The sequence below is a fragment of the Enterococcus sp. DIV1059_2 genome (assembly GCF_051713685.1).
Lineage (GTDB): Bacteria > Bacillota > Bacilli > Lactobacillales > Enterococcaceae > Enterococcus_D > Enterococcus_D casseliflavus.
Genome location: NZ_JBIOQK010000002.1, coordinates 130,193 through 154,602, shown reverse-complemented (window position 1 = coordinate 154,602; position 24,410 = coordinate 130,193). Strand labels below are relative to the sequence as shown.

Annotated in this window: 14 protein-coding genes; all 14 read right to left on the bottom strand. The window is 36.6% G+C overall.

The genetic code is table 11. The features are described 5' to 3' along the window. Positions 1–7: 7 nt before the first annotated feature. The 14 genes from IGI72_RS18990 to IGI72_RS18925 all read right to left on the bottom strand — a co-directional run bounded on the left by IGI72_RS18990 (position 8) and on the right by IGI72_RS18925 (position 24,340). Entirely contained in the window at positions 8–7,414 is a 7,407-nt protein-coding gene (locus IGI72_RS18990; protein WP_438755337.1) for a hypothetical protein, read from the bottom strand. A 50-nt stretch (positions 7,415–7,464) separates the two neighbouring features. Next, the gene (locus tag IGI72_RS18985; protein ID WP_438755336.1) at positions 7,465–13,686 is read right to left on the bottom strand and encodes a hypothetical protein; all 6,222 of its coding nucleotides are present in this window, start codon (positions 13,684–13,686) and stop codon (positions 7,465–7,467) included. 23 nt (positions 13,687–13,709) lie between these two features. Further along, complete coding sequence (locus tag IGI72_RS18980; RefSeq protein ID WP_438755335.1) at positions 13,710–14,261, bottom strand: hypothetical protein; 552 nt, start codon at positions 14,259–14,261, stop codon at positions 13,710–13,712. Between the two features lie 56 nt (positions 14,262–14,317). Continuing rightward, positions 14,318–14,737 (bottom strand): hypothetical protein, encoded by a 420-nt coding sequence (locus tag IGI72_RS18975; RefSeq protein WP_413155891.1) that lies wholly within the window; start codon positions 14,735–14,737, stop codon positions 14,318–14,320. Positions 14,738–14,766: 29 nt separating this feature from the next. Then, positions 14,767–15,537, bottom strand: coding sequence for a hypothetical protein (locus IGI72_RS18970; protein WP_086373221.1), 771 nt, complete (start codon positions 15,535–15,537; stop codon positions 14,767–14,769). Positions 15,538–15,548: 11 nt separating this feature from the next. Next, complete coding sequence (locus IGI72_RS18965; protein WP_217808283.1) at positions 15,549–16,256, bottom strand: hypothetical protein; 708 nt, start codon at positions 16,254–16,256, stop codon at positions 15,549–15,551. A gap of 57 nt (positions 16,257–16,313) precedes the next feature. Further along, complete coding sequence (locus IGI72_RS18960) at positions 16,314–16,904, bottom strand: hypothetical protein (protein ID WP_438755334.1); 591 nt, start codon at positions 16,902–16,904, stop codon at positions 16,314–16,316. A 106-nt stretch (positions 16,905–17,010) separates the two neighbouring features. Next, positions 17,011–18,291 (bottom strand): hypothetical protein, encoded by a 1,281-nt coding sequence (locus IGI72_RS18955; RefSeq protein ID WP_086373223.1) that lies wholly within the window; start codon positions 18,289–18,291, stop codon positions 17,011–17,013. A 40-nt stretch (positions 18,292–18,331) separates the two neighbouring features. Further along, a complete protein-coding gene (locus tag IGI72_RS18950) occupies positions 18,332–18,940 on the bottom strand; it encodes a hypothetical protein (protein WP_086373224.1) in 609 nt (202 codons plus the stop codon). Then, positions 18,922–20,541, bottom strand: coding sequence for a hypothetical protein (locus tag IGI72_RS18945; protein ID WP_086373225.1), 1,620 nt, complete (start codon positions 20,539–20,541; stop codon positions 18,922–18,924). Before IGI72_RS18945 ends, IGI72_RS18950 begins: the two co-directional genes overlap by 19 nt. A 6-nt stretch (positions 20,542–20,547) precedes the next feature. Continuing rightward, positions 20,548–21,072, bottom strand: a complete 525-nt coding sequence (locus IGI72_RS18940) for a hypothetical protein (RefSeq protein ID WP_086373226.1) — start codon at positions 21,070–21,072, stop codon at positions 20,548–20,550. 2 nt (positions 21,073–21,074) lie between these two features. Further along, positions 21,075–22,598 (bottom strand): Ig-like domain-containing protein, encoded by a 1,524-nt coding sequence (locus tag IGI72_RS18935; RefSeq protein WP_438755333.1) that lies wholly within the window; start codon positions 22,596–22,598, stop codon positions 21,075–21,077. Positions 22,599–22,618: 20 nt separating this feature from the next. Then, positions 22,619–23,116, bottom strand: coding sequence for a hypothetical protein (locus tag IGI72_RS18930; protein ID WP_438755332.1), 498 nt, complete (start codon positions 23,114–23,116; stop codon positions 22,619–22,621). Positions 23,117–23,215: 99 nt separating this feature from the next. After that, on the bottom strand, positions 23,216–24,340 hold the full coding sequence (locus IGI72_RS18925) for a phage major capsid protein (protein WP_139843253.1): 1,125 nt from the start codon (positions 24,338–24,340) through the stop codon (positions 23,216–23,218). Between the last annotated feature and the right edge of the window lie 70 nt (positions 24,341–24,410).

Below are 24,410 nucleotides of genomic sequence, written 5' to 3'. Positions count from 1 at the left end.
TCCTAAATTAGAAACCCATAGCATTGTTGACATTTTTCTCAAACCAAGCTTTATTCAGGGTTGTTGTATTGTCATTCACGTTTACGTTCATATTCATAGAGACACCTGTCATTTGGGATATCTGCTCGTTAATAATAGCAGCAGCCTGGTCATGTACTAAGCCACCAGATGAACGTACTTTTAGTGAAATACTCTCTGAATTAGGTGTAACCCTTGCTGTAGGACTCGTCAATAATAATGATGGATTTACTTCAACTTGAGTGGCTTCTTGTTGAGCCTCATTCCCTTCAGGGGTTGGTTCTCTTCTAGCCATTGCTGAGGCAGCCCATATTCCACCAATTACAGCGCCTGCCGTCAAGAATCCACCAGCTGAAGATTTCATTTTGTTAGCACCTGCGGCAACCTTGTCTGCCATATCATTTGCAGCTTGGGAAGATGAGTTCATTATTTTTTTCCCTCTTGAGGAATTTAAAAACTCATTCCAGTTATCCAAACCTGTTTGTTTAAAGGTTGTTGTACTTGTAGATATATTTCTAGAAGAATCTGTAATAATATCAGTATTTAAAATATCTCCTATAGAAATACTATCCGTATTTCCCAAAATGTCTTTTAATCGACTATCAATTCCAGCTATCTGCCTTGAGGGTAAGCTTGTATCATACATCGATGAAATGTCTTTTAAAGCCTCTGTTGGAATTCCCGTTGGAGATAAGAAGTCTTTTCTTATTGTGCCTAAGTCACCATGATATCCTAATTGGGCATTTTTCCCGACAGCTTGATTAGTTAAAGCAAAGTCATTAGCTAGCTCATATAAATGTCCCTTATAGTTTTCAGACGTTACATCTTGAAAGCCACCCTTTTTCAATGCACCTATTAGTTTGTCTTGAGGGAGTAAAGAGTCAAAGTATTCAACTGCCTGGTTTAAGCTTTGCTTATTATTGTATTCCAAGCCTTGGATGGTATTCATGGCCTTAGACATGTTGTTTCTATAATTTATGTAGTCCTCTGAACTAGTTCTTCCAGATTTAAGTAGCTCTCCAACATCTTTTCCATCAAAAATACTGCTCTCTATATGTTTAGTTCCGATTGGCATTTGAGCAAAGACATAATTCAAAGCATCAGTTCTTCTTCGCAAGTCTGCTACTTGAGTATGTGAAAACTGATTAGTCGCTAATAATCTATCAGCTACTACATCAACAGCAGCGTTCTGTCTAGCAGTGAAGTTATTGACTTGTCCGATAAAGCTTCCTTGTTCGTGAGATACAATATTTAGAAATTCATCACCTATGTTGTTGCTTCCATAGTCGTTATACTTAATTCCCGAAGATAATTCTTTCATCAAATCTCCGACAGATGTTAGCTCACTTGAACCTATACTTCCAAGTTCAGAAAGAACATGTTGTGGACCTAATTGTTTAACCATATTAAGTTGATAATTGGAGACTTTTCCTAACTGGTCATTAATTAACTTAGCATTCTCTGGTTTGTTGTACATTGATAACATACTGTAAATATAGTCACCATCAAAGTCACCATTCATCAGTTTATTTGTCATCGGACCAATATTCATATTTGATTTTGCTCCTGACTCCAGAGCACTATCCAAAACTAATCTTCTTGCTTGATAGGAGTCTGAACCAGTTGTTGGTTGTCTTGAGAACATTGCATTCAATACAGCAGTATTTTCTACACCATTACGAACATCTAAAGCTTGTACTATTTCTTTAGTTAAGACGTCTGTATTCATCTTAGATAAATCAGCAACTGATATTCTGTCTTTCAAATCAATTGCTTCAGCAATAGCCAATTCATTCCCTGATATCATTTTTCTGAATTCTTTCGGAGATATAGCCACAGTTGCTTCAGCAGCTTCATTCCTTAAAGAAAGACCAGCAGAAGTTCTTTCATAAGCAATAGATACATTTCTAGAGGAAGCTTTAAATGCGCCAGACATTTCTTGAGAAACACCTATTGCACCCTTTTCGAAACTCCCGGAACCCGTACCAGTTAAATATTTGTTCAATAATGATTGATGCTCCATGATGGAATCATTAAAACTTTCAATAGCTTTTCTGGATATAGGTCCATCTTGATTTAACATTTCAGTAGCATTTTGATATATAGATGCCTGGGAAGTCTGTATAGCTTTTAAATGAATTTGAGTATCTTTATCCAAAACAGAAAGTCTTTCAGGTTTAACATCTATCATCGGAATATATTTGGCGCTAACTCGAGCCTCTTCAGTGGCAATATTAGGAAGTTTCATAAACATAGCTGATTCACTTCTATTGGCTGCAGTCATGTTGGTTGCTAGGTCACCGACAGTTTGCGTACCATTCTCAAGGGTGATATTCATGCTAGAAGGCATCAATATGGTGTTTAGTGCTTCCGAAGTTCCTTGTCCAGGCGTTTGTCCAAAACGTAACTCACTATACATTTTCTTTTTTGTATTGGACATGTCGATATGAACGGCACCATTATAAGAAGTAGCAGCTACTGATGTAGGTGTATCGAGAGGAGAACCGGAATAACCACCTGAGACATCAAATATTATGGAGTTTTTTCGATGAAGTGGGTCTATGCCTTCACGTACAATCTTTTCATGATTTATAATCTGAGAAGCTATTGTTCTAGCTTCCTTGTGAGATTCAATATCCATAATACTTGTTGGAGTTTTGAAACGGTTTAGAATCTCATCAGCAACTTCATTATTAACTCCTGATTTAGACAACGTGTTTTTTATGGCCAGATATTCTTTAGAAGAGGTCTGAGCTTTTGAGGACGCCCCACCCCATATTGCGACGTCATGGAAAGCCACTTCGGTATTCGTAACGTCCCCTCTAATGTTCAAGCCATGTTCTTTTGAAAAAGAATCTAAGACCTGTCCAAATTTTGAAGCCGCTTCTTTGTTTCCAAGTATTCCTGCATTACTAAAACTTTCAACAAGTGATATTCCATTGTTTGATGTCTGATAGGAAATCTGTCCATCCAATCCAAGCTCTCTGAATAATGGTTTCATTGTCTTGTTCAATACATTTGTCTGAACAGCTGTATTGGCTAAGTCTTGAATAGTAGTCTTGCCGATATTTTTTTGTAAGGCACGTGGTAGACTTGATAAAGATTTTCTGCCCTCAGCAACATCTATCAGAGAACTTTGAATTTGTTTTCCAGCCGTGTTAATTAATTCTAACTGATGGACACCTCCAGCGCCTTTTGAGAGGCCCGCTGCTGTTCCAATAAGGTCAATGTCAGAACCAGCAATTGCATCTACAACATAATCAGGTAATATGTTTACGGTAGCCCGTTGACCAGATTTAGTTATAATTTTGTCAGAATTATTTAAACCTAATCTTTCTTCGTATCTAAAAGCTTGGAGTTTTGCATCATAGCCGGTTATTTTGTAATCTTTGGTTTTAATTCTACTTTTTTCTGTTTGATAGTCAGCTGTTTTACCGATAGTTACCTGACCATTTTTATCTAGAAGTCCATACTTATCTAAATAATCGTGATGAAGACCGCCTTTATTAAAGTCTAGACTATTTGTAAAATCATAATCAGTATCTACAAATCCATGTTCTATTAGGAAAGATTTAAAACTTCTATCAATTTCTGTTCCATTTAATTTTATATGTCCTGCATTTACTCTGGTCATAGAATCAGCCATGCTTTTGCGCATAATCATTTGTCCATCAAATGTTGATGCTGCAGATGCTTCATTCAGAATTGCTGATACTTTTTCATATTCCTTTTGTTTAGCAGCAATTTGATGCTTAATAGAAGGATTACTGGTATCAGCCAGCTTCAAAGTATTTATTTCTTCCATAAGCATTGAACGTTTCTTGTCAAAGCCAGCCAATTTTTGACTGATTTGTTCATCATTCATTATACGGTGAGTCATATTTAAATGTGAAGTTTCATTGTCTGCTCCAAAGTATCGACCAGCGTTTGAAACCATACTATTGCCCACAACAGATTCGGCTTGAAGTCTTGAATACTGACGATTAAGCATTAGTCTACTAATAGTTTCTTCTCTATCAATAGTGGCGTAATTTAAAGCTTTTTCTACTCTTTCGTGAGATGTTGACTGGAACATACCTCCAGGAGTTAATTTCCTAACATCTAATCCACTATAGATACCTCTCCCTGCATTTTTTCCACTAGTCCCGTTAACGCTAAGCTTAACGCCATCCTTCGAACCAATATTATTGTTGAAAAAATCTGTAAAACCGAAATTCATTTGACTACGCAGATTATTAAAATCGTTGATAGATAATCCATATTCTTTTGGTGCAACGTCAAACCATTTGTTAATTTTAGGATTGTTCTTTCTTTGTCTTTCAAAAATTGCATTCATTTCAGGATGAGTCTTTGCAAGCCACTCATTAACTGCTTCGCCTGTATCAAGTTGCATTCCCATTTTTGCATTCGACAAAGGGGATGTTCTATGACGCTTATGTTCTGAGCTCTTGTCTCCTAAAAATGCTCTTTCAGATAAGGATTGAGTAGTACTATAAATTTGTCGATTTACTCTTGAATTGGCGACATCCTGATAGGAATTAAATTTTATACCATTAGTTCTTAAGCGATTAATCTCGCTTCTCATATCGTCTGGCAGATATTTCAAATCTTCAAGGAATTTTTGTGATAAGTCTACATATCTTTGGGCAGATTTTTCTCCCTTGTAAAAAAATCTGTTTTGATAGTTGGTACCTTGGAAAGAAACTGTGTTATTGCTAGTTAGAATAGGCAATTCTATCTGAGAAACAGACCTCGAACTTCTCAGGTCTTTTGCCTGCTTACCTACTACTGTTCCAGATTCACCAAAAAATAACATCAAACGATTTGTTGTTTCATCTTGAAAAATTGACGTTTCAAATTTATTTCTGTCGAATCCGTTTAAGATTTCATTTAGTGAGTTAAAGTACGCATTTTTATTGGAATCCTTATACAATCCGTTTACTTTTGAATTGCCCCGAATCATTGCATGCATTTTATCTTGAAAGTCAAAATGGTCTGTAACAAAACTTGCGTTAGCCACTTCAGCAGAAATCCTCGCAGCGCTCGCTCCGAAAGTTCCTGATGAAGAAATTGTACTCATTATTTCTTCTAAACTTTGTGTTGCCCAAGAACCGAACTGATTTTTAGCATAGTTAGAACTTTTTGAGCGGAGTCCATTTGAAAATGCAGTTCTTCTAATTGGTTCTGTAACTTTCTTGTTTATATGTACTTCGTTCAAAGCTGTTGGAAGCTTACTACCATTTTCTTGAATAAAAGTAGATATTTCATTAGCCAATGTTGCTGAGACCTTGTTTTGATTTTTTAAATCTTTTCTTATTCTCGATGTAAAAGATTTGACCTGGTCTTGAGATAGAGCTCCGTATCCAGAAATATCTGTAAGGTAGTCTTCCATTCTCTTCGAAATACTTGCATGATTACCTGAGCTACTTAAGCTGAATATTTTATTTTTTATTGAATCAGTTGTTGTAATATCTAGATAATTTACTTCCCCTCCTACACTCCTTGGTAAGAAAAGACCGTGTCGCTCTTGAACATCATAAATATCTGCTCCATATGCTTCATGATATTTTCCAAACATTGATTCAACTAAAGCATTTCTTTGTTGTTTTGAATTTCCATTCTTTGTAGCGTAGGCCATCGTTTCTTCAGCGAATGGTCTGATATCTGTTAAGGTTTTTTCTAAGTCTACAACACTACGGATTTTGTCGTATGAGTAACGATATTGAAAGTTATCTAGATTTTGACCATCAACTGCTGCTTTATGTACATCTCTTATCGCTCTTTCTTGAGCATTTTTGATTGAAAGGTTTGGTTCGGCTTCTTTAATCTGTGCAAGTCGAGCTTGGTAGTTGTCTAGATTTTCATACATTTTCTTTATATCTGAAACAGCATCATTTGTATGATTATTTTGAGATGGTTTGACAACTCTATCCCATCTTCTTCTGCTATTATCTTTTCTTCTCGATAATATAGAAAGTGCAGAGTCAGTTGAAACATTGTTTGAACTGAAGTATGACCCCAGTTGACCCATCGACTCGGCTACGATAGCTGAATGGTCCCCTGTATCTATATTTTCCAGGACCATCATGTAATGGGGAATTTTATCTGCTCCGAAAGGAACATTTTTTAACTGTTGTTTTATTCGATAAGAATTCCCACCAATAATAGCAGGCTCTCTTCCAGGACGAGACATTTGCCATTGACCATCCTGACCTTTAATCATCGAGACATTATAGATACCTCTGTGATTGTTATAATCTGCACCTGGCGTATTTGTATAAGTTCCAGGGCCCCTCTTAACATGAAAAATTGAATTCGTACTTAGATAATCTTTTTTTGAATTTTTAGCTATTGTTTGTGATTCCCTAATGGATTGATTTACAATGTCAATATTTGCCGAAACATCGACAAATCCTGTATGGGCGCCATCTAGTATTTTCCCAGTAGAATTGAAATAAACGTTACCCAAGTTCATGTTAGACCCTAATGCACTATTCTGGTTGGGTAATAAGTTCATCATCTCATAGGAATCTAGTTTTTTAGCATTTTGGTACGTAGCCCATGTTTGACGTCCTTTATTCTTTGTTTTTTCATTGGACATCAATGATTTTGATAAAGAATAAATACCGAATTGGTCGAAGTTATTGATATTCTGTCCAGCAACACCAGCACCTTTTATCGCTGAATTAAAAATATCAGCTGTAACATCGATGGGCGTTCCGCTTTTAATCAAATTGAAACCCTTTCTGATTGTTGGTAAATCCTTTTTAACAGTTAATGCACTGATTGAAGTTGGGGTTGCACCTGCGCCATCTAATGAAATGTATTCCATTCCGTTAAAAGTTTGTTTAGATGTTTTAGCTTCTCCGTAAGAAAACAGGCGAAGTAACAATCGTCTGTCATCTTGGTCAATAGAACCATTTGTCAATGAAAAAGGGTTCTTATTAATTGTGTTCAATAATCCTTCAATATGAGTTTCCATTTCTTTTTTTGGTTGGATTAATATTGAACCAAAGTCTGAAGTTTTATGGAACCTATTATTTTGAAACTTTGTTTTTTGAAAAGCAAGCTCGGTAGGAGTGAATGGTGAAGGAAGACTAGAAAAATGGTTCTGTTGCGGCATTTTCCCGATTGTTTCAAAATCGTAGAAGACAAAGTCTTCTCCATCAACCATATTGCTAAGTGTTCTTTCGGTTTCAAGTGTGCTTCCAGAGCCTACACTTCTCCTAATATCGCTTGAAAATATTCCTAATGAATTATTATTGTTATCAATATCATTTTTGTTTAAATAATCTAATACTTCAGACATATGTGTTAAGTCTTGTACTGGTTCGATAGTTGTTGATGAGAATATATTTTGTCCACCAAAAATATTTCGTTCTGGGATTTTTACCATCGTTTTTACCTCCTTTAAAGTAAAAATAGAGAGAGCCTAAGCCCTCCCTATTAATTGCTAAATAAATGATTGAAGATTCCTTTTTTTACTTCCTCTGTCCGGTCTTGATTTATATCGACATCTGCATTGAACGATAATTGAGATGAAGGCGCTGTTTGCATAGAAACAAAAACATCTTTCAGGCCCGCACCTCTCAGTGCGTTTTCTAGTCTTCTAATATCAATATTTTGAGATACCGTGGGAGTAAATGGTTCTATCGCTGATACATTACTTTTCGCTGCTCGTTCTACATCATCGTCCCAGTAGTTTGCCTCCGTCAGAGTCATTCCTTCTTGAGACATTACTTTTACTTTGATGTCATCTAAGCTTGTACTCGCTTGCCATCCTTCCCAGTCTCTTCCTGGTAGATAATGGTCTTCAAAGAAGTCTTTTAAATCCTCTTTTTCATCAACTTCCATATTGAACATCTGTTGATAAATCCGCCGTTGGTTTTTAGGAACCATCCGAATGATTTCTTGTTTTTCTTTTGGCGAGGCTTTTAAGAATTCTGTGAAGAACTGGCGGTCTTTTGCTGGTAATGCTCGATAGATTTTTTGGAAGTCTAAAGAATCTTCAGCTCCATACAAAGTTGATTCCATTTGTTCTTTGTATCTTAGAGCCATAGCAGTATATGGGCCAACTTGCTCGAAAGACCTGTCATTATCTATTCCGCCCAATTCAGAGCGAATATACGACAATTGATTGTCTATTAAGTCTTGATTACCATAACCACTTTTTTTATCGATTGACAACCACTTTTTCTTAGATTCAAGGTAATTTTTCTGTTTTTTGTTTCTTTTACCGAATTTTTCTTTTTCGTTTAAGTAAGAATCAAGATTAAATCCTTCTTCAGATTTTGCTAAAAGTTTAGCTTTCTCGTAAAGTCCGCTGTATTTGATATATTTCAGCTTGTCAAAATATTCATCTATATCTCGTTCTTTTTTGCGTCTAGTAGGCAACCATACAGAATCATCGGGACTAGCTGCATGAATTAATGCTCTAGTTGATGCTCCTATGCCTGACAACAATCCTAACCCTAGTCCCCAATAGGTTTTATTACTTCTGGCCATCAGTCTTCCAACGCCATATCCTGTGCCAAATGCTAATAGTGGGTTGCGTGCAATATTTGTTTCTGCCGCAGGAATTACCCAATCTTGTATAGGATGAGCCCAATCTCGCCAAGCCTTCGAGTAGATATCTTTCCTGTATGCTTCTACAGGAGATTGTACTCTCATAAATTTGTCAGCAACGATACCAACAACAGGAATATTCGGTAATAGCCGATGAGTCGTCCACTCGCTTATCTTACCAACAGTAATCTCAGACTTATCATACAGAGCCTTTGTAGCCACCGCAGACCCATCATCTTTTATTGAGACAGTTTCTTTAGCATCCATGTTGGCCAAAGCGTAGTTTAAGTTCTCATTCTTTGTAATACCATACATGCCAAAGTAATTTCCCTCTTCTCCATGAGGGGTATATACAACTGCTCTCATTGTATCCATCATGTCTTTTCTGACCCGTTTGCTTGGGTCTGCATCTAGTTCCACTCGAAGCTTTTGTCCGGGTTTTATGAACTGGTCAATCAAGTTACGTCTTTCAGTATCAGTTGATTTGACTTGGACACCAGCTAGTTTTAACGGATTATTCCCGTATTCTTCAGTTAAGAAAGTATTTGCGTCAATAACTCTTGATACGGTAACAGTTTCTTTAGTAGTTTTTAATTTATCATCTATAAATTTTGTAGGATAAAACAGTCTTTTCTTTTTCTTAGCCGTCACCTGATTCCTAATTTCACGATATTCATCTGTTTCTTCTTCTGAGAGAAGACCGTTTTGAGAAAGCAAGCTAACTTCTCTTTTCGATAATCTGAACTGGTCCGAGTAAGGTGCAATATCCGAAAGTATTCTATAGCGGTCTAGAGCTGAGTAATTTCCCTCTGCATCTTTCTTTACATTGTAGAGTTTCTCGTATGCTTCTCCAGGTAATCTGGCTTCACCATGAGCAATCCTAGAATAAGGGTCTCCATGAAGGAAATCTGTAAAGTATTCAGGACCAGGCATCCATCCAGGCATCGTATTACGTATCGGATTATAGTAATTTCTAGCAGTATCTCGAGGTAAATATCTACGGAATATTTCTGAGATATCACCACCTAATCCTCCGAGCTCCATGTCCCAGAATTTTTTATTATTAGATGACATCAATGTAGAGTCTTGTAAAGTTGGATTTTTTCTTGCTTCTTCCCATGAAAGACCACTTTTTCCTAAAAATCCAAACAAGCCACCCATTTCACTAATGTTATACAATACTTCACGGCCAGAACCAGAAACTGAAAAGGCATTTTTATCAGTGGCAGAACTCAAATCATAAACTGTACCAGGGTCGATTAAACCAGAGGGGCTTGCAATATAAGACCGAGAAGTCATTGTATTTTTAGAAGCTAAGCTTTTGTTCATCTGGGAAATTGCTCCTCTAATATCTCCCTTATATGAACTCATCGCATTTGTTTGTCTCTTAAATGAACGATTTCTTGAAGAACTTGAACTAGCGATAGATTCAACATATCCAGATTTGCCTCCGACTTCTACACCGTCATCTAAGGACTCTTGGTCTATCTCACCATCTTCATCAATTATCTCAGCATTAATTTGATTTCCAGTGAAGCCTATCCCACCACCAGGTGACGTAGAGATAAGTCCACCGGAATCCATAGAAGTATAGCCTTCAATCAACCTTTCATTGTACATTCGAAGATATTCTTCATGAGCTTTTTCAAGTTTTGGATTAATTCTGTGAGGTTTTAATATACCTGACACAAGTGAATCTACAGCTGGGCCAATCAGCGGAATGTTTTGTAATTCAGCAAAACCTCCTGTTATTGCAAAAGGACGGTCATCTTTATGTTTGTTTTCATAATGATACGGGTCTGTAACAAAGTGCTTAATAGGGTTGACCATAGGATGATTTGACCAATATTCAAACTCAGAGCCATAAGCGTTTTCTGAGAACATATAGTCAGATTTCATTTTTCGATACCAGTTTGGTTCATACCTATCAATCTTATCTCCGATATATGGAGAGTTGGACCCTATTCCCCACCACCTACCTTTTCTTATTGCATCTTCTCCTGAAGTCCAATATTTGTTTTCTTCATCTTGGTCCCTGGTTCCAAATGCTCCTAAAGTAAGAAAGTCCGCTGCTTTGCCTAATGGTGTTTCTGTCAGTTGATTTGCATAAGGGAATAAACGTGCTATGTTTTTCTTCATGCCGGTTAACCCAGTAAAGTCACTGATTCCAGCAACATCACTTCTCATGTTCACATAGCCATCTGCAAGATTATCAGATATTCGGTCTCCTGTGATGCCATCTACTAATTTAGCACCTGTTAGGATAGCTGCTGGCATAGCTATTCGTCTCAAGGATTGGTTCATTAAAATACTTTGGAATGAACCTTTCATATGATTTGGCAAACCAAGTCCTACATTCGTTAAGGCTGTGTCTAAACGGTCAGCAAAGAAATATGAACCTGCAGTACTTGTCGTGACAAAATCTCTGTCATGTGCTCCAGCAAAAAATTGTCTGAAATAATCAGCTGTTCCTGCAACTCCAGAGTACCCTTTTGAAAGGGCATCTGTAGAAGATGCATTTACATACTGTTCATTAATAGATTGTATTAGCCCCCTGTGTTTTTTTATCGGTGTGTAAGAAGCTGTATCTCCGATAATTTTTCTAGTCTTTTCATTAGCAGGTCCGTATCCTATAAAAGGGTCGGACTGTCGTAATGTTTCTACGAGGTCTGCCGTTTGAATAAAATCAGATGAATAGTAATCTGAAAACTGTTCTAAACCTTCTAGAGCGATTTGTTCTGTACTAGAATTAATCTTGGAATTGAAATACTTTAATTTTGAATGATGGTTTAGTGCCATCAATTCTTTTTGAGTTTGACCATTAATCCCATAATCTGAGACTAAGTTAGACATCAAGTCTCCGATAGTCATTAAATTACCTTCGGAATCACGAGCACTTGCTATTGCTAATTCTTGAAGTAATCTTTTACTGTCTTCTATAGAACTGACTGTTTTTCGCTGTGATTTTTCGAATGCAGACACTACAGGGCCGCCCAAGAATTGTGGCACTAATTCTCCCGCAGTTTGTGTCTTTCGAGTTCTTGAGTCTTTCAAAAAATCAATTGCATTAGAGTCATACCTTTTTACGGTTTGTGAAATCTGGTCTTCTATATTTCCTATAATACTATGTTCAAATGAATTGGAAATTTTATTGGGGGAATTTTGTGCCAAAGAAATTTTCGCCATTGCACTAACGACTGATTCTTCGTCAAGCAAAGTGTCGAAATTAAGATGAAGCCCATAATCCTGATACTGATTGTTTAAAAAGGAACTTAAACGCTTATTTAAGACGTTTTGAGACTCGGAGGATAAGTTCTCTGCATAATTGTTTATTAACGATTCAGCAGCTCCTACGAAGGTTTTAGCACTATCTATATCCAGGTCTTTTCCTGAAGAAGCGAATAGATTCTTTCCAAGATTTCCACCGTATTCTGGATTATTAAACTTATTGAAGAAACGCTTTGTTTTTCCATACATCGATTCGGCATCTTGCCCTAATCCAAGAACATCTTTAATTGGATTACTTGTATGTGAGTCAGAAGCACCGTTGATTCCCTTTGCGAGTCTTTCATATATGTTTCCGCTAGATGGCGCTAATGTAAGTCCATCCTCAATAAGCAAAGTATCGAGTTTTTCCTGAATCGCGGTATTAGCTTCTTGAAAGTTTTTTGCGCCTTTAATAACATTTGAGTCCATCCGATACACACTATCATGAGAAAATACTAAGTCTTCTGAGATAGGTAAACTTTCAGAACGCATATCTGAGATAAACTCACTCGGTCTTGTAGGCAATTTGCTGGGATTTATGAAGTCGAGAGTTTCACCAGCACGAAATAGTCGGTATGATGGGGCCTCTTTGAGAGAATCAAATGTCCTTGTTTGAGCGATATCATATGGATTGAAATTCATTACTGGAACTTGAAGATTATCTTGTATGAATCCTCTTCTAGCCTTCTTAGCCGCATCTTGTCCCGTAAAGTCTAGAACTTTACCCGTTTCAGGATTTATATAGATTTGGTTTGAGAATACATGTTGTTCTAAATCTGATTCTTTATACCCTAACTTTCTACCTTTAGAATAAAAAGCATCAACGCCTGAATATTCTTTAAAGTTTCCAAGTTTATCTACTTTTTTTAGAGAGTATGAATCTGCTATCGTTTTCCCATTTGGTAATGTGTATTTTGTCGCTTCATCCATACTCACTGGTTTATATCCAGATTCTGACAAGTTCAATGTTCGTTGTGAACGTTTTGCTTCTTGTGTGGATTTCAATAAAGAATTAAACTCTAAAGCTTCCATCTGAACACGTTGAGAAGCATAGGTATTCTTCATGAAATCAATTGTGTTTCCTTCATCACGAGTAAAACTTTTATATTGAGCTACATATTTGTCAGTTTCTTTATTGGCATGATTAATTATTTTCCAGACTTCATCATTGTAGCCTTGCTTGTTATTTGAATAGTCTTGTAGCTTTTTCTTTAGTCCCTCTGAATGGTGTAAAGAGTCTAGAAATTCTGAAACATCTTCTTGTGAAGTATTTTTTGATAGAACTTTTTGTGCACTTCTATTATTTATTGCATCACGTAGTATTTCTGCATCTCTATTAGTTACTGAACTAAAGGCGTTTTCTTTTAATGCTGCATTGATATGGGAGGAAGCCAGACTCTTCATTTGATTCTCTCTGGCGATTATATGGTCTCTAATAGCGGAACCTTGAGTTGCTTGATGAATTCTAGAAACGTCGGTTGGTAATACTCGGTTTGGGCGTGCGTTTACAAGGCCTCTTTGTTTAATTCTGTTGTTCAAAGTTCCATCAGTTAGGCGCCCTCTATTTTGAGCTAAACGAAGTAAGCCAGGGTCGTGACCAAACGTATCGGTAATACCACTACCTATTGCTCTAGTTGAAGTAGCAAGCTTTGACGCTCTAAAAGCATCGTCCACTTGTAATGAAAATTGAGAAGCTTCCGAAAGAAATTTTCTGCCAACGCCCTTCTTGTTAAGAACATTGATTGAAGCTACTCCAATACCAAGTGCTACTGCCTTTTTAAAAGGGCTATCTAACAGCGATGCTTTCTTCTCTTCTTTATTATCATATTTGCCCATTTATATCCTCCACTCTTCCTTGCCTATTTATCACCAACGAGTTCTAAAGTAAATGTTGGATTATCAACATTGATTAACCACTTGGCATACTGGTAATACTCGAACTGCCTTGATAAACTCCATGACCTCAATTCCTCAAATGAATACTCTGGGAATGCTTTTTTTATAGTTAACGGTAAAAGTATTTGTAAAGAAGAAATCTCAGTACTAGCGTTTTCAAGTTTTTGCTTGATTGTTTCTCCGTCCCACCATACTCCTGCATCGTTAATTATCGCTTTAGCAAGGCTTTCTACATAACCAGCGGGAATATTTTCTGACCAGTCTTCGATAACCGGGTCTAAAACATATTCTCTACAAACGGCTTCTTGTAGGTCATAAATATCTGGGAATCGAGTTTCTAGTTTCTTAAAGTCCTCAATTGAAGGAATTCTGTAAATGAAATCTTGGTCATAGATTTGAATGAAATAAACGTCATAATATCTTTTTTTGAATTCATCAATCGCCATCCAGCTCTCTTCGTTAAATGATAAATCTGATTGAGCTGAATTTAAGCTTAAATTTTCCTCTGGATTCATTCAGTTTTCTCCTAACTAAAAAAGGATGGGCGAATGCCCACCCTTCATATAATTGTTTATAATTTCATTGATTGAACATTGTTAGTGAATCCAGATTCTTCAGAAATAACTTCTGACAATAAAGTTGCAATGCCTGCTCTACCTAAGCGGAGTTCTTTTGCAGCATTTTTTGGATAGACTACACATTTTTCACAAATCTTTTCTTCACGGAAGTATGAATCCGCATTTTCGATTCGCATGATTTCTCTATATTCTAGTCGTTTTAATGGTCGCCATAAATAGTAGCTATCAATGATTCGAGTCATAAAGAGTTCTCCGCCTGTTTTTACCTTTAATTCTTCAATTTCTTCTTCATTAGGTCCTCCAGGAAACAAGCGACCATCATCTTCTTGTTCATTCAAATCTTCAACTATTTCTTCCACTTCTTCATTCACACCATCAATTAAATCAGTTGCTTTTTTACTTTTTTTCACCATAATTCTATCTCCTCTTATTATGTAGTTTTTTAAAATTTATATGTGTATTTTTCGTCTAGGGCTGTAGACACTACACCTTCACCATCAACATCTTTTGCTAAGAATGAGTATGTTTCTTGAATAACTTGTCCATCATTTCCAACAACTTGAGAAATATTATAGATATGAACTTCATTCAAGATTCTGTAGGTATGATATGCTGAATTACCTGAACCAAGGTTCCTTAGACTATTTTGAAAATCAACATCATTTGCATCGGGTGAATATTCAATTCTTATATCAAATCCTAATGATTTCAAATCCTCTGTATCTCCTGAATAAAAGTGAGAATCTTGATATCTAGTATTAGATACTGTTGAGTTGTAGTATTTTTCCGAGCCCCAAAGAGAGTTCTTTAAATCGGCTTTTAAGGCCGCAGCTGCTGCTGAATCTTTTGCATTCAGAATCATTTTTATGTTTTCATCTGCACTAGAAACATTGGTGTATGAGGATTCTGTATTGGCTACTCCCTCATCTGTAGTTGAACATAAGGCTTTAAGTATGTCTTGTAAATACCCTTTTGTTACAAAATTCATAGAAAATTGTCCTTGGACTATTCTATTTCCTCTTGCGATTCGGTCAAATGTGTAGGAATTGAAACCATAAATTGGCTGAACATTTTCGTTCATCTGAAATTGAATTGATGTCATCTCTTCAATTTCTTTATTGTTAAAAAACACACGAACATTTGAACCTGAGAAATATTCAGAGGAAGAAGATTTTGACGCATCATATTTATCATTTGAGTAATAGTTCGCCATAGTTTTTCATCCTATCCTTTTTCGTATATATTAGGTTCCATTGCACGAATATCGTCAGCTAAGAACTGTACTGTATTTTCCGTAATCATATCTTCAATAGACATCACTTGTCCTTCTGAAGCTATTTTCGCTCCGTAGATTATCAATTGAGCAGATTGTCCGTATTCATTTAGAAAAGTTATGTGAATATCAAAAGGTGGTAATTCATCGGACAAAATACTGTAATCTAAAAAGTTTGATGAACTATCTTGAAAAGCTTTGTGTAAGGCGGCTACTAAGATATTCCTATCAAATACTGTAAAAATAATTGTGCCTGCTACGGTTCTAGGACCTCTTGTGTGTCCAACAGGTTTTGCCTTACCCAATCGATAAACAGGAGTTGTGGGCCGATATGAGCTATAAGTGATAGTTTGACATTCACCAATAGTAATTGGTCGTCCGCCTTTGAAAACAATACTGACTATTGCATCAGCACCTGAAAAAGAAGTATATGTATTATTTACTGAATAGGAGGCCTCGGTAAACTTGGCATTGTAGCCTTTATTTATCTTCTTTTCTTTTTTATTTGATGTATAACTAGTTGATGCTCCTGTTGAGTCAGTAGATGAAAGCAAAGACATTTTTTGATGATAAGCAAAGTTTTCCCAAGGAGTTTCTCCTTGATTAACTTCTAATCTTTGGTCAATGAGATTGTCGAAAATTGAGTTTTTATCAATCATTTTTCTGCTCCTTTCTAACAAAAAAGGGACCGCTTGGGCCCCTTTAACGGTAGATAATTAATCGATATTTTCGTATTTGTTTTCAGATAAATCTTCGATAGCTCGAGCAACGAATGTTACTGCACGCTCTGTGGTAATGTCATCAACAGACATCCCCATGCCCTCATTTAAGCATTCAACACCGAAAATAATCATAGAAGCTGATTGCCCGTATTCATTCATAAATGTGATTGTGATATCGAATGGAGGAATCTCGTCTGTGTAAACCGGATTTCTTTGAGTTTGCCATTGAGAAACGATACTGTCTAAAGATTTTCCTGCAGCAGCAGACACACCTTCAGGAGCTGTTCCAGTTTTGTGGATAGAGCTAGTATTTAAACCACTTGCATTAATTAAAGATTGGCTTTTAATTTCTTTTAAGCTGTCTCGGTCAAATACAGTAAATACTAGTGAACCTGCGATACCACGTTTTCCACGAGAGAATGATTTTGGATTTGGGTCTCCCATAGTATAAATTGGGGCTTTCTCACGGGTTACAGAGTAAGTAATTGACTGTAATGTACCGATAACTACTGTTCCGATTGTTGCAGTAATGTCAGAACCAGAGAAAGAAGTATATGTTTTAGAGTAATCGCTTGATTGAAACATACTTATATGTACCTCCTATTGAGTTGTTGCGTGGGTTAACCATCGCATTTATTTGTTGCCCAGTGGGCTAAGAATCTCCGCTAAGAGATTCTTATAATTCATTAATTTACTCAGACGTGAAGTTTGTCGGGTCTGACAAACCAATTGTTACTGCGATGTTTCGCAATTCAAATGTTGGTTGTACAGTCAATTTAATAACTATACTGTCAAATTGCTCACCGACAGTTAAAGCAAATGTTGCATCGGAGATTGCACCAATGTTGATACTATTGTCTATTACTGACTTAATGCCAGCTTTTAATGACGAGTAAGTAGGAAAACCAGTAGTGATGCCGATATAGCTTTCACCAAGTTCTCTGATTTCTTTCACTAAAGAGTTAATGGCTCTAAGTGTAGAAAGTCGAGAGTAATCAGATTTCTTAGTTTCTTCACCAATTTTGATGTCTGGAGAAGTCGTAACGGCGTCAACTACAATGACGTTTCCGTTCTTAATAGTAAATACAACGTATTTGTTTCCAATCAAGGAGTCGATTTGACGCTGACTAAACATCCAACGCAATGTACTTACTGATTTGATTTTTTGATTAGTAGGAGCAGTTGTGATAGGTAATTGAGATACTTGGGCAGCATATACTGCCGGACCTAAAGCCCATTTTGCTTTTAAGCTTGTTTCTACCATTACTCCGTGTTGTGGCCCAACGATAACTTGTAAAAATTTAGAGAATTCATTTTTTTGCTCAACCAAAGCTGAAACGTAAGTTGCAATATCTCTAGTACCAAATGCAGTCGGTGGTTTAACTCCAATGTAGCCAATGGTTTCATTCGAAGATAAGCTTTGACGTTCTGCATAGGAAGCAATTAGATGACCCGGTGAGCCAACATATTCAGTAGTTGTTTTACCTTCACTAACTTCTTTTTCAATCGCTACGATACCTGGAAGAGATGGGAAATCTGTCTTATCATCTGGTTGAGTAAAATCTGTAACTGTTAATTTATCCGTCAACTCATCAGCATATAATCCAGTTAACACCACATGGTCGAATTGCAAGTCAATCATGTATCCATTAAGTTGATTGTATAGATTCAAGAATTTTTGTTTAGGTGTTGCACCTTTCAACGCTAACAAGTAGACATTGGCTTTAGATTCATCCATAGCTGCTTGCCATTCAATAGCTAACTGGTTGTCTACACCGTTAACTGAGAAATCTCCGAAGCCGGCTCTTAAATCAGCAACTGTTCGAACTAGAACAGGTTCGTCGGGAGTCGAAACACCCGTTGGAACATCGCCAATAATTAGTAATCTAGTTCCAGAAACTTGTGTTGACGTAGATAGTTGTCCATCGAGTAATGTAATATCTACACCCGGAATGTTTTTGTATGTTGGCATCTTTTTTCCTCCATTTGAGTTTATTTATAAAGATTTCTCTTTATTTTTTTTGGGATGGTAGTTTGTTTTCTTGAGCTAAAGTTTCATAGAGACTCTTTGCCTCAAGGGAGATAGTTTTGATTGAATCGACATTTTGTTGAGTAATATTCTCTAACCGTAAGAAGTATTCTAAATATCTAGTTGAGGTGGTTTCTTTAGTGTTAGAAGTATCAAGCAACTTCGTTCTGTTTTCGAAAATAAGTTCCTTTAGACCTTGTTCTCCTAAGTAACCTTTAAATGTGTCTAATAATTCCATAAAGCGGTTAGTTAACAATTCTGTTTCTTCGTTAGAAGTTCCGTAAATATAAAAACCTACTTTACAGTCCATTATTTGTCCTAAAAATCTTGTCTTTTGACCATCTATCGTTATTTCCTCTCGAAATCTTGGTTTAATTTCTCGTGTATTTTTACCGATACGCCCTGGAACCATAGATTTTAGTTCATACACAATTTGAGGGAATACAGAATTTTTACTGTCGGTAGATGTCGGAGAAGTTTCAGTAAATACACCCCATTCATCTCCCCAAGCGCTATTCAGAAGTACATATATATGGTCGGTGAAATCGTCAAAAGACATTTTCTTTTCGGATTTCAAGAGAGGAGTTTCCATACGTTTACTGCTCCTTTTCTATCTTCAATAGAAAACCCAGCTTGAATACTATGAGTCTCGTTATAAAGTGAGAGATTTACTGAAAGATTTAACTCTTCAGGGTCATCAATATCTTGAATTTCTGGGAAGTTTAATGAAAATGTTTGAATTAATTGTTGATTGGTAAACTGACTTAGATAGGAAGTGATTTGATTCGAGAGAATTGCGGGGTTGTATACTTCTTTTTTCTTATATCCAATAAATGAATCAAAGATTTCTTTTAAATCATTTACAATAATTGAAACAATGCGTTGATTATGTAGAAAACTTAGTACTGTTCCTTCTTTTCTGCTGAAACTTTGAGCTCCAAAAGGAACACAATTCCTACGAATACTCGGAACACAACATATATAACCACTACTTTGAAGAATAGCAATACTACTTTTTGATATTTCTTCTCCATAATATGGATTAGTCATTTGTTTGTTGCTTACTGGTTGATAGAAAGGGGTCGAGATGAATGTAGCAGCATAATAAGGAGAAATTGGTATTTTTGTATTTTGATAGAAACTGTCACCGACCGTAACTTGCAAATGATTCATGTGTGAAGCATTACGTTCAGAAGACAATCCTAGTAAAGTCAGCCTGTCTAAATAGCTATTGACGTCTTCATATGGGTCTATTGTTACCTCACCATCTTCACTCATCCATGTGTTTGGTCCCGTTTTAAAGTACCATTCTGGAGGATTCTTTAATCCAGGTACAGGACTTGTGTTCATTAATGAAAAGACTTCTCGTCCACATTCTTCTGACTTTGCTTGAGCAAATCTTGCAATTATCGAACCAGCTTCAGGGAATGAGTCGTAATAGACATCTGTAAAAACCATAATCTCTGAGTTGATTAATTGAAGCGCAGGTTGAAAACTCATACTGTCGTCCCCAATTATTCCTGAGAATAGCTTTTCCCAATAGTTTGTTTTGTGTGTTTCGAATAAGGTACCTTCTTCGAGAACATAGTTTTCTTGAGAGTGACTATTTAGAAAGAGATATTCTTTCTGTTCTACAAAGTAATCGGTACAGTAGCCATTTTTGAGGTTGTTTGACAATACTTCAACAATCCCTAATGTTGCATCTCTGTTAATTGCGTCGGTAAGTAAATCTAGAGTCGGATAAATGTCGAAAGAGAATGTCCGTGTCTCAATATTTTTTATCTTTGAATCTACTATAGGACCATTTTCAGTCGTCAATTCGTACTCTTCATAAATAGTCTTTTTAATGGTGATTGATTTGAATCCTGTTTGAATGGCTATGGTCCGGTCTTCATCACTTGCACCTACGGTTATCATTCTGATAAAAACTTCGTTGTCTTTACTCAATTCAATACTTCCATGCTCACCATTCAACCTATAAATACTAATTTTTTCTCGAGCAATTCCTGCCTTCTCTATAGCGTCATAGGAGTAAGCCATCTGATTTTCACCTAGTAAAGAAAATACATCTGTGTCTTTATTTAGAAAGAACGGTTTACAGACTGGACCATCTGAGGCCATACCAATTAAGCAAATGTTTTGTTTCGGGATAGAAGTCATTTGGTTGTCATAGATAATATCAGTTAATTTCATCTATTCTCACCCTCTTTCTTCTGATAATTCATAAAAGACTTTATTGTTGTCTTGCACTATCTTAAACCCTCTAATTTGTTTGTTTATGGGGGTATCTTTGACATATGCTTTATTAAAAATCAATTCCCCACCTTCAAACCTTTGAGGGTCGATATGCGCTATTTGGTAAATGCCTTTGCCTGTATATATTGGAGTATCTCCTTGCCATTCAACATCTATAATCAAATCATTTTCCGTAAGAGTTGCTTCTGGAAGAAAATAGTATGCCCTCGTTGCGACCGAGAGACCACCATAAGTATTTGTGGCAGTAATCAAAGGAAGAGTAACAGGAACTCCAGAGTCTATATCTCTGATTTTTTGTCTTGTTATAGTTGATACGTATCCAAGACCGTAGCAAAATGGACATCTACGGTCAGCGGATTGAGTTTTTTCGTCATAGCAACTGCATCTTCTTTTTTTGTTTTGCTGAAGCAAAAGGATATCGTAACCATATTTACTGATAATTTCTTTATATTTGTTTTTTAAATCCACGATTATCCTCCTAACTCATTAAACGGGACTCTGGTCATATGGTCAGGATACGTTGCACCATATTCGTTGGATGATGCTCTTATCGAACTGCTCATTTTTGCAAAAGTAACTGCTTTGGCAGATGATTCCAACGGTGTCTCCCACTTTTCCATCTCTTCTTTTAGAAGCCCAAGCAAATCGACTAATTCACTCGAACGAGAAGCAGATTCTTCAACTTGTAAATCACCTAGTTTAATGTTTTCAGATTGTCCTACAGTATCTTTCACAACTAGATTGAGAACCAGCATATAAGCAGTTTTATATTTAATATATTCAACAACATAATATGGGATACCCGAATCCTTCCATTTTGCAGAGTCGGAAGTAGTGTTTCCTAAAAATCTTGCATACAGCTGATGGGAAAGCTCTGCGATTACTTTAGATATTTGTACGTCATCGAAGGAGGACGAGAAATTGCCGAGAATTGTTCTAATCGATTCGATGCTTGCAAAAAAATGCTCCCATATTTTTGTAAACTGAATGGTCTTGGATTCTCCAAGATTAACAGTCGGGTTTTCCGAAGAATGTATATTTTTGGAAAGAATTAATTTGTATGTTTTACCCGCCTCAAATTCAAACTGAGGAATAATTCGTAAGGTTTTTTGAGGAGTCTCTGTTAAGGGAATAGTGTATTCGTAAGACTTGATTTCGAATAGTTCAGCCATGAATTCGTCTGTATCCGCATCTAATATTTGTAAATCTTCATGTGAAATAGAACTAAGATTTATATCTTCTGAAAATACTACTGCTAGCTTATCTAAGTTTTTAGCGATTGAATTGTTTTCCGGATAGGTTCTTACAATGTTTAGATTAAAAGGATTTGTGGGGAGCGGGATAGGTGGCTCTTCCTCAATAACGATAGATTTCTTAATGTAAGTACTAGAAGAAGTTTCCTCTCCTTTGTCGAGCTCATGTTTTATCCAAATATAATAACTACCTGGATTAATCTTTTGAGGTATGTCAATTTTGTTTTCCGTTGATTGAATTGCATAATCTGAATTACTCGGCCATATATATTTAGCAATATCGTCCTCAGAGCTTCTTAGAGAGACTTTAGTTCTCTGACCTACAGAATTCCAAGACACGGAAATGTATCCGTTAGAAGCTTCGACAACTACTCCAGATGGCGTTATAGCTTCTGCAGAACTCGGCGTTTCAGCTTGGGTTCTAAATGTGAACGAAGACAACCTGTCGTGTTCGGTCTGAACTATACTCATCGGACCGACAGCCCCTTTCTTAACGTAAAGGGTATAACTAGTATTTTGGTCTAAAGGAGATGTTGGGATTAGCTCCAAGGTTTTTGTGATGTTCTCGTACAAGTATGATAGTTTAATTACTTCACCGTTAACTTTTTGAAGGAAAATTGTGTTTTCGTTAAGGGAATCAACTTTCATAGATTCAGTAAATACAATGCGAATCGATGGCATTAGAACAATATTCTCTGCATTTTGCGTTGGATAGACTTTGGATACTAAATTTTTTTGCATCGAATACTACCTCCCATCGTTTACTTAGTTAATGTTTCTGGAACTTCGATATTATTTTCAGCTAGAAGAGCCAATAAACCGTCAATAAGAGTATCTTTCTCTTTAACGATTTTATTATGCTCTTTTGTCACTTTTGTTTTGTCTGCTTTTAATGCTTTAACTTCTGCATTAAGAGCCTCAATCGTAGTATTAAGCTGAGTTTCTTTCTCCAAGAATTCTGCAGCTGCCTTGTCTTCTGCCTGAGTATCTGATTTTACTAGTTCTTCTAGTTGCTCTGTATTTAGTTCTGCAGGGTCTAATTTAGTGGCGGTTACGGACTCAGCTGGAGATAACGTTCCTTTTAGTAGAATTAGTGAATTTAATCTTAAAGAACGTCGAATGCCTGTTAAATCTTGGTCTTCGTTGATTTGAATAGGGTGATAAGCTTGATTTGGTTTAAATACGATACCTGTGAATGAATCTTCCCAACCTGCGCCTGTATAAAATGGACTTACTGCTACTACGATATTATTACTCATTAAGTTTTCCTCCTGTTATATGAAAAAAGGAGCCCTTCGGAGGGCTCCCTTTAGGGTCTGGAATTTTTTAGTTTAGTAATTAGAGTTTAGGTCTTCTCACTAGATTTTGTCGTGCTGTTTTGCTTCTTCACCAACATAGTCAGTTGGTAAAGCCATTTCAGCAAAACGACGTTCTGGTGCTGGATAAGTCTTAGCAAATCTGATGTTTTTAGCAACGGCGATACCTAAACCACCATTTAACACGCCAATGCCATAACGCTCTTTTAATTTAAGAGCTTGGATATCACGTGTTGGGTCATCAAACTGCTCTGTAGAAATTTCATCTTTCACCAACAACACTCCTACGTTGTTTCGGTCAACCAAATAGAAGTCGAAAGTCATTTCTCCTTGGTCAAAAACTACATATGGACTAAACATTACATTAATACCCAAAGCATTAGAAGTGTTGAAATTTCGTGGGTCAGTCCCTGCAACACCTTGGCCAAATGCAGCAACAGAAGCGCCTTCTAACGCTGCGTTTTTAGCGAACAAGCTCCAGCATAATGGATGCATGATAATGTCAGTTGGGTTGAATCCAGCTGCCATAATTGATACAGCCATGTCGATAATATCTTCAGCTGCTAATGTTCCATTGTAATTTCCATCAAAACCACGACCTGTAGGATAACCATCTTCACCAGCAGCGAATAACTTACCGTCAAACACTACATGTCCATGACTAGAGAAATGGCGGAACATATTTTCTTCTTTCAATCGAGCCAATGCACGACCTGCTGCCTGTAAGTGTAAACCAATTACATCCCAAGAACTGTCAGAAATCATTTCGTCAGTAATACTGATTTTCAAACCGTATTTCTTAACTCGAACATCGACAGTACCAGTTCCATTTTTAGTTAGGTTCAATGTTTGTTCTGGGTATTCTTGGCCTTCAGCGACTTCAGAAGCTCGGATAGCTCCAAAATGGATGAACTCCATTGAACGTCCTTCAGAAATTTTGATTTTCTTGAAGAATAATGAAGCTAAGTATTCAGCTTCGGCTGCTTCTGTAACAACTTGTTGGATTACCTTTGGCATTAGAATGCTAGCATCTTGTGAAGTCAAAGCTTCCATGACTTTAACTGATTGTTTTGCTTCAGAGATATTTAAGACAGAGTTTGATGTAAATGAGCCAGAATATTGTGCGATTTTTTCTGTCTGCTCTGTTGTAAAAGTGGTTGTTTTCATTTATGAGGTATCCTCCTTGAGGGATTAGTTTTGAGGTATTGGGTTATAAACCCAGAGGGTAGTCCCGGCT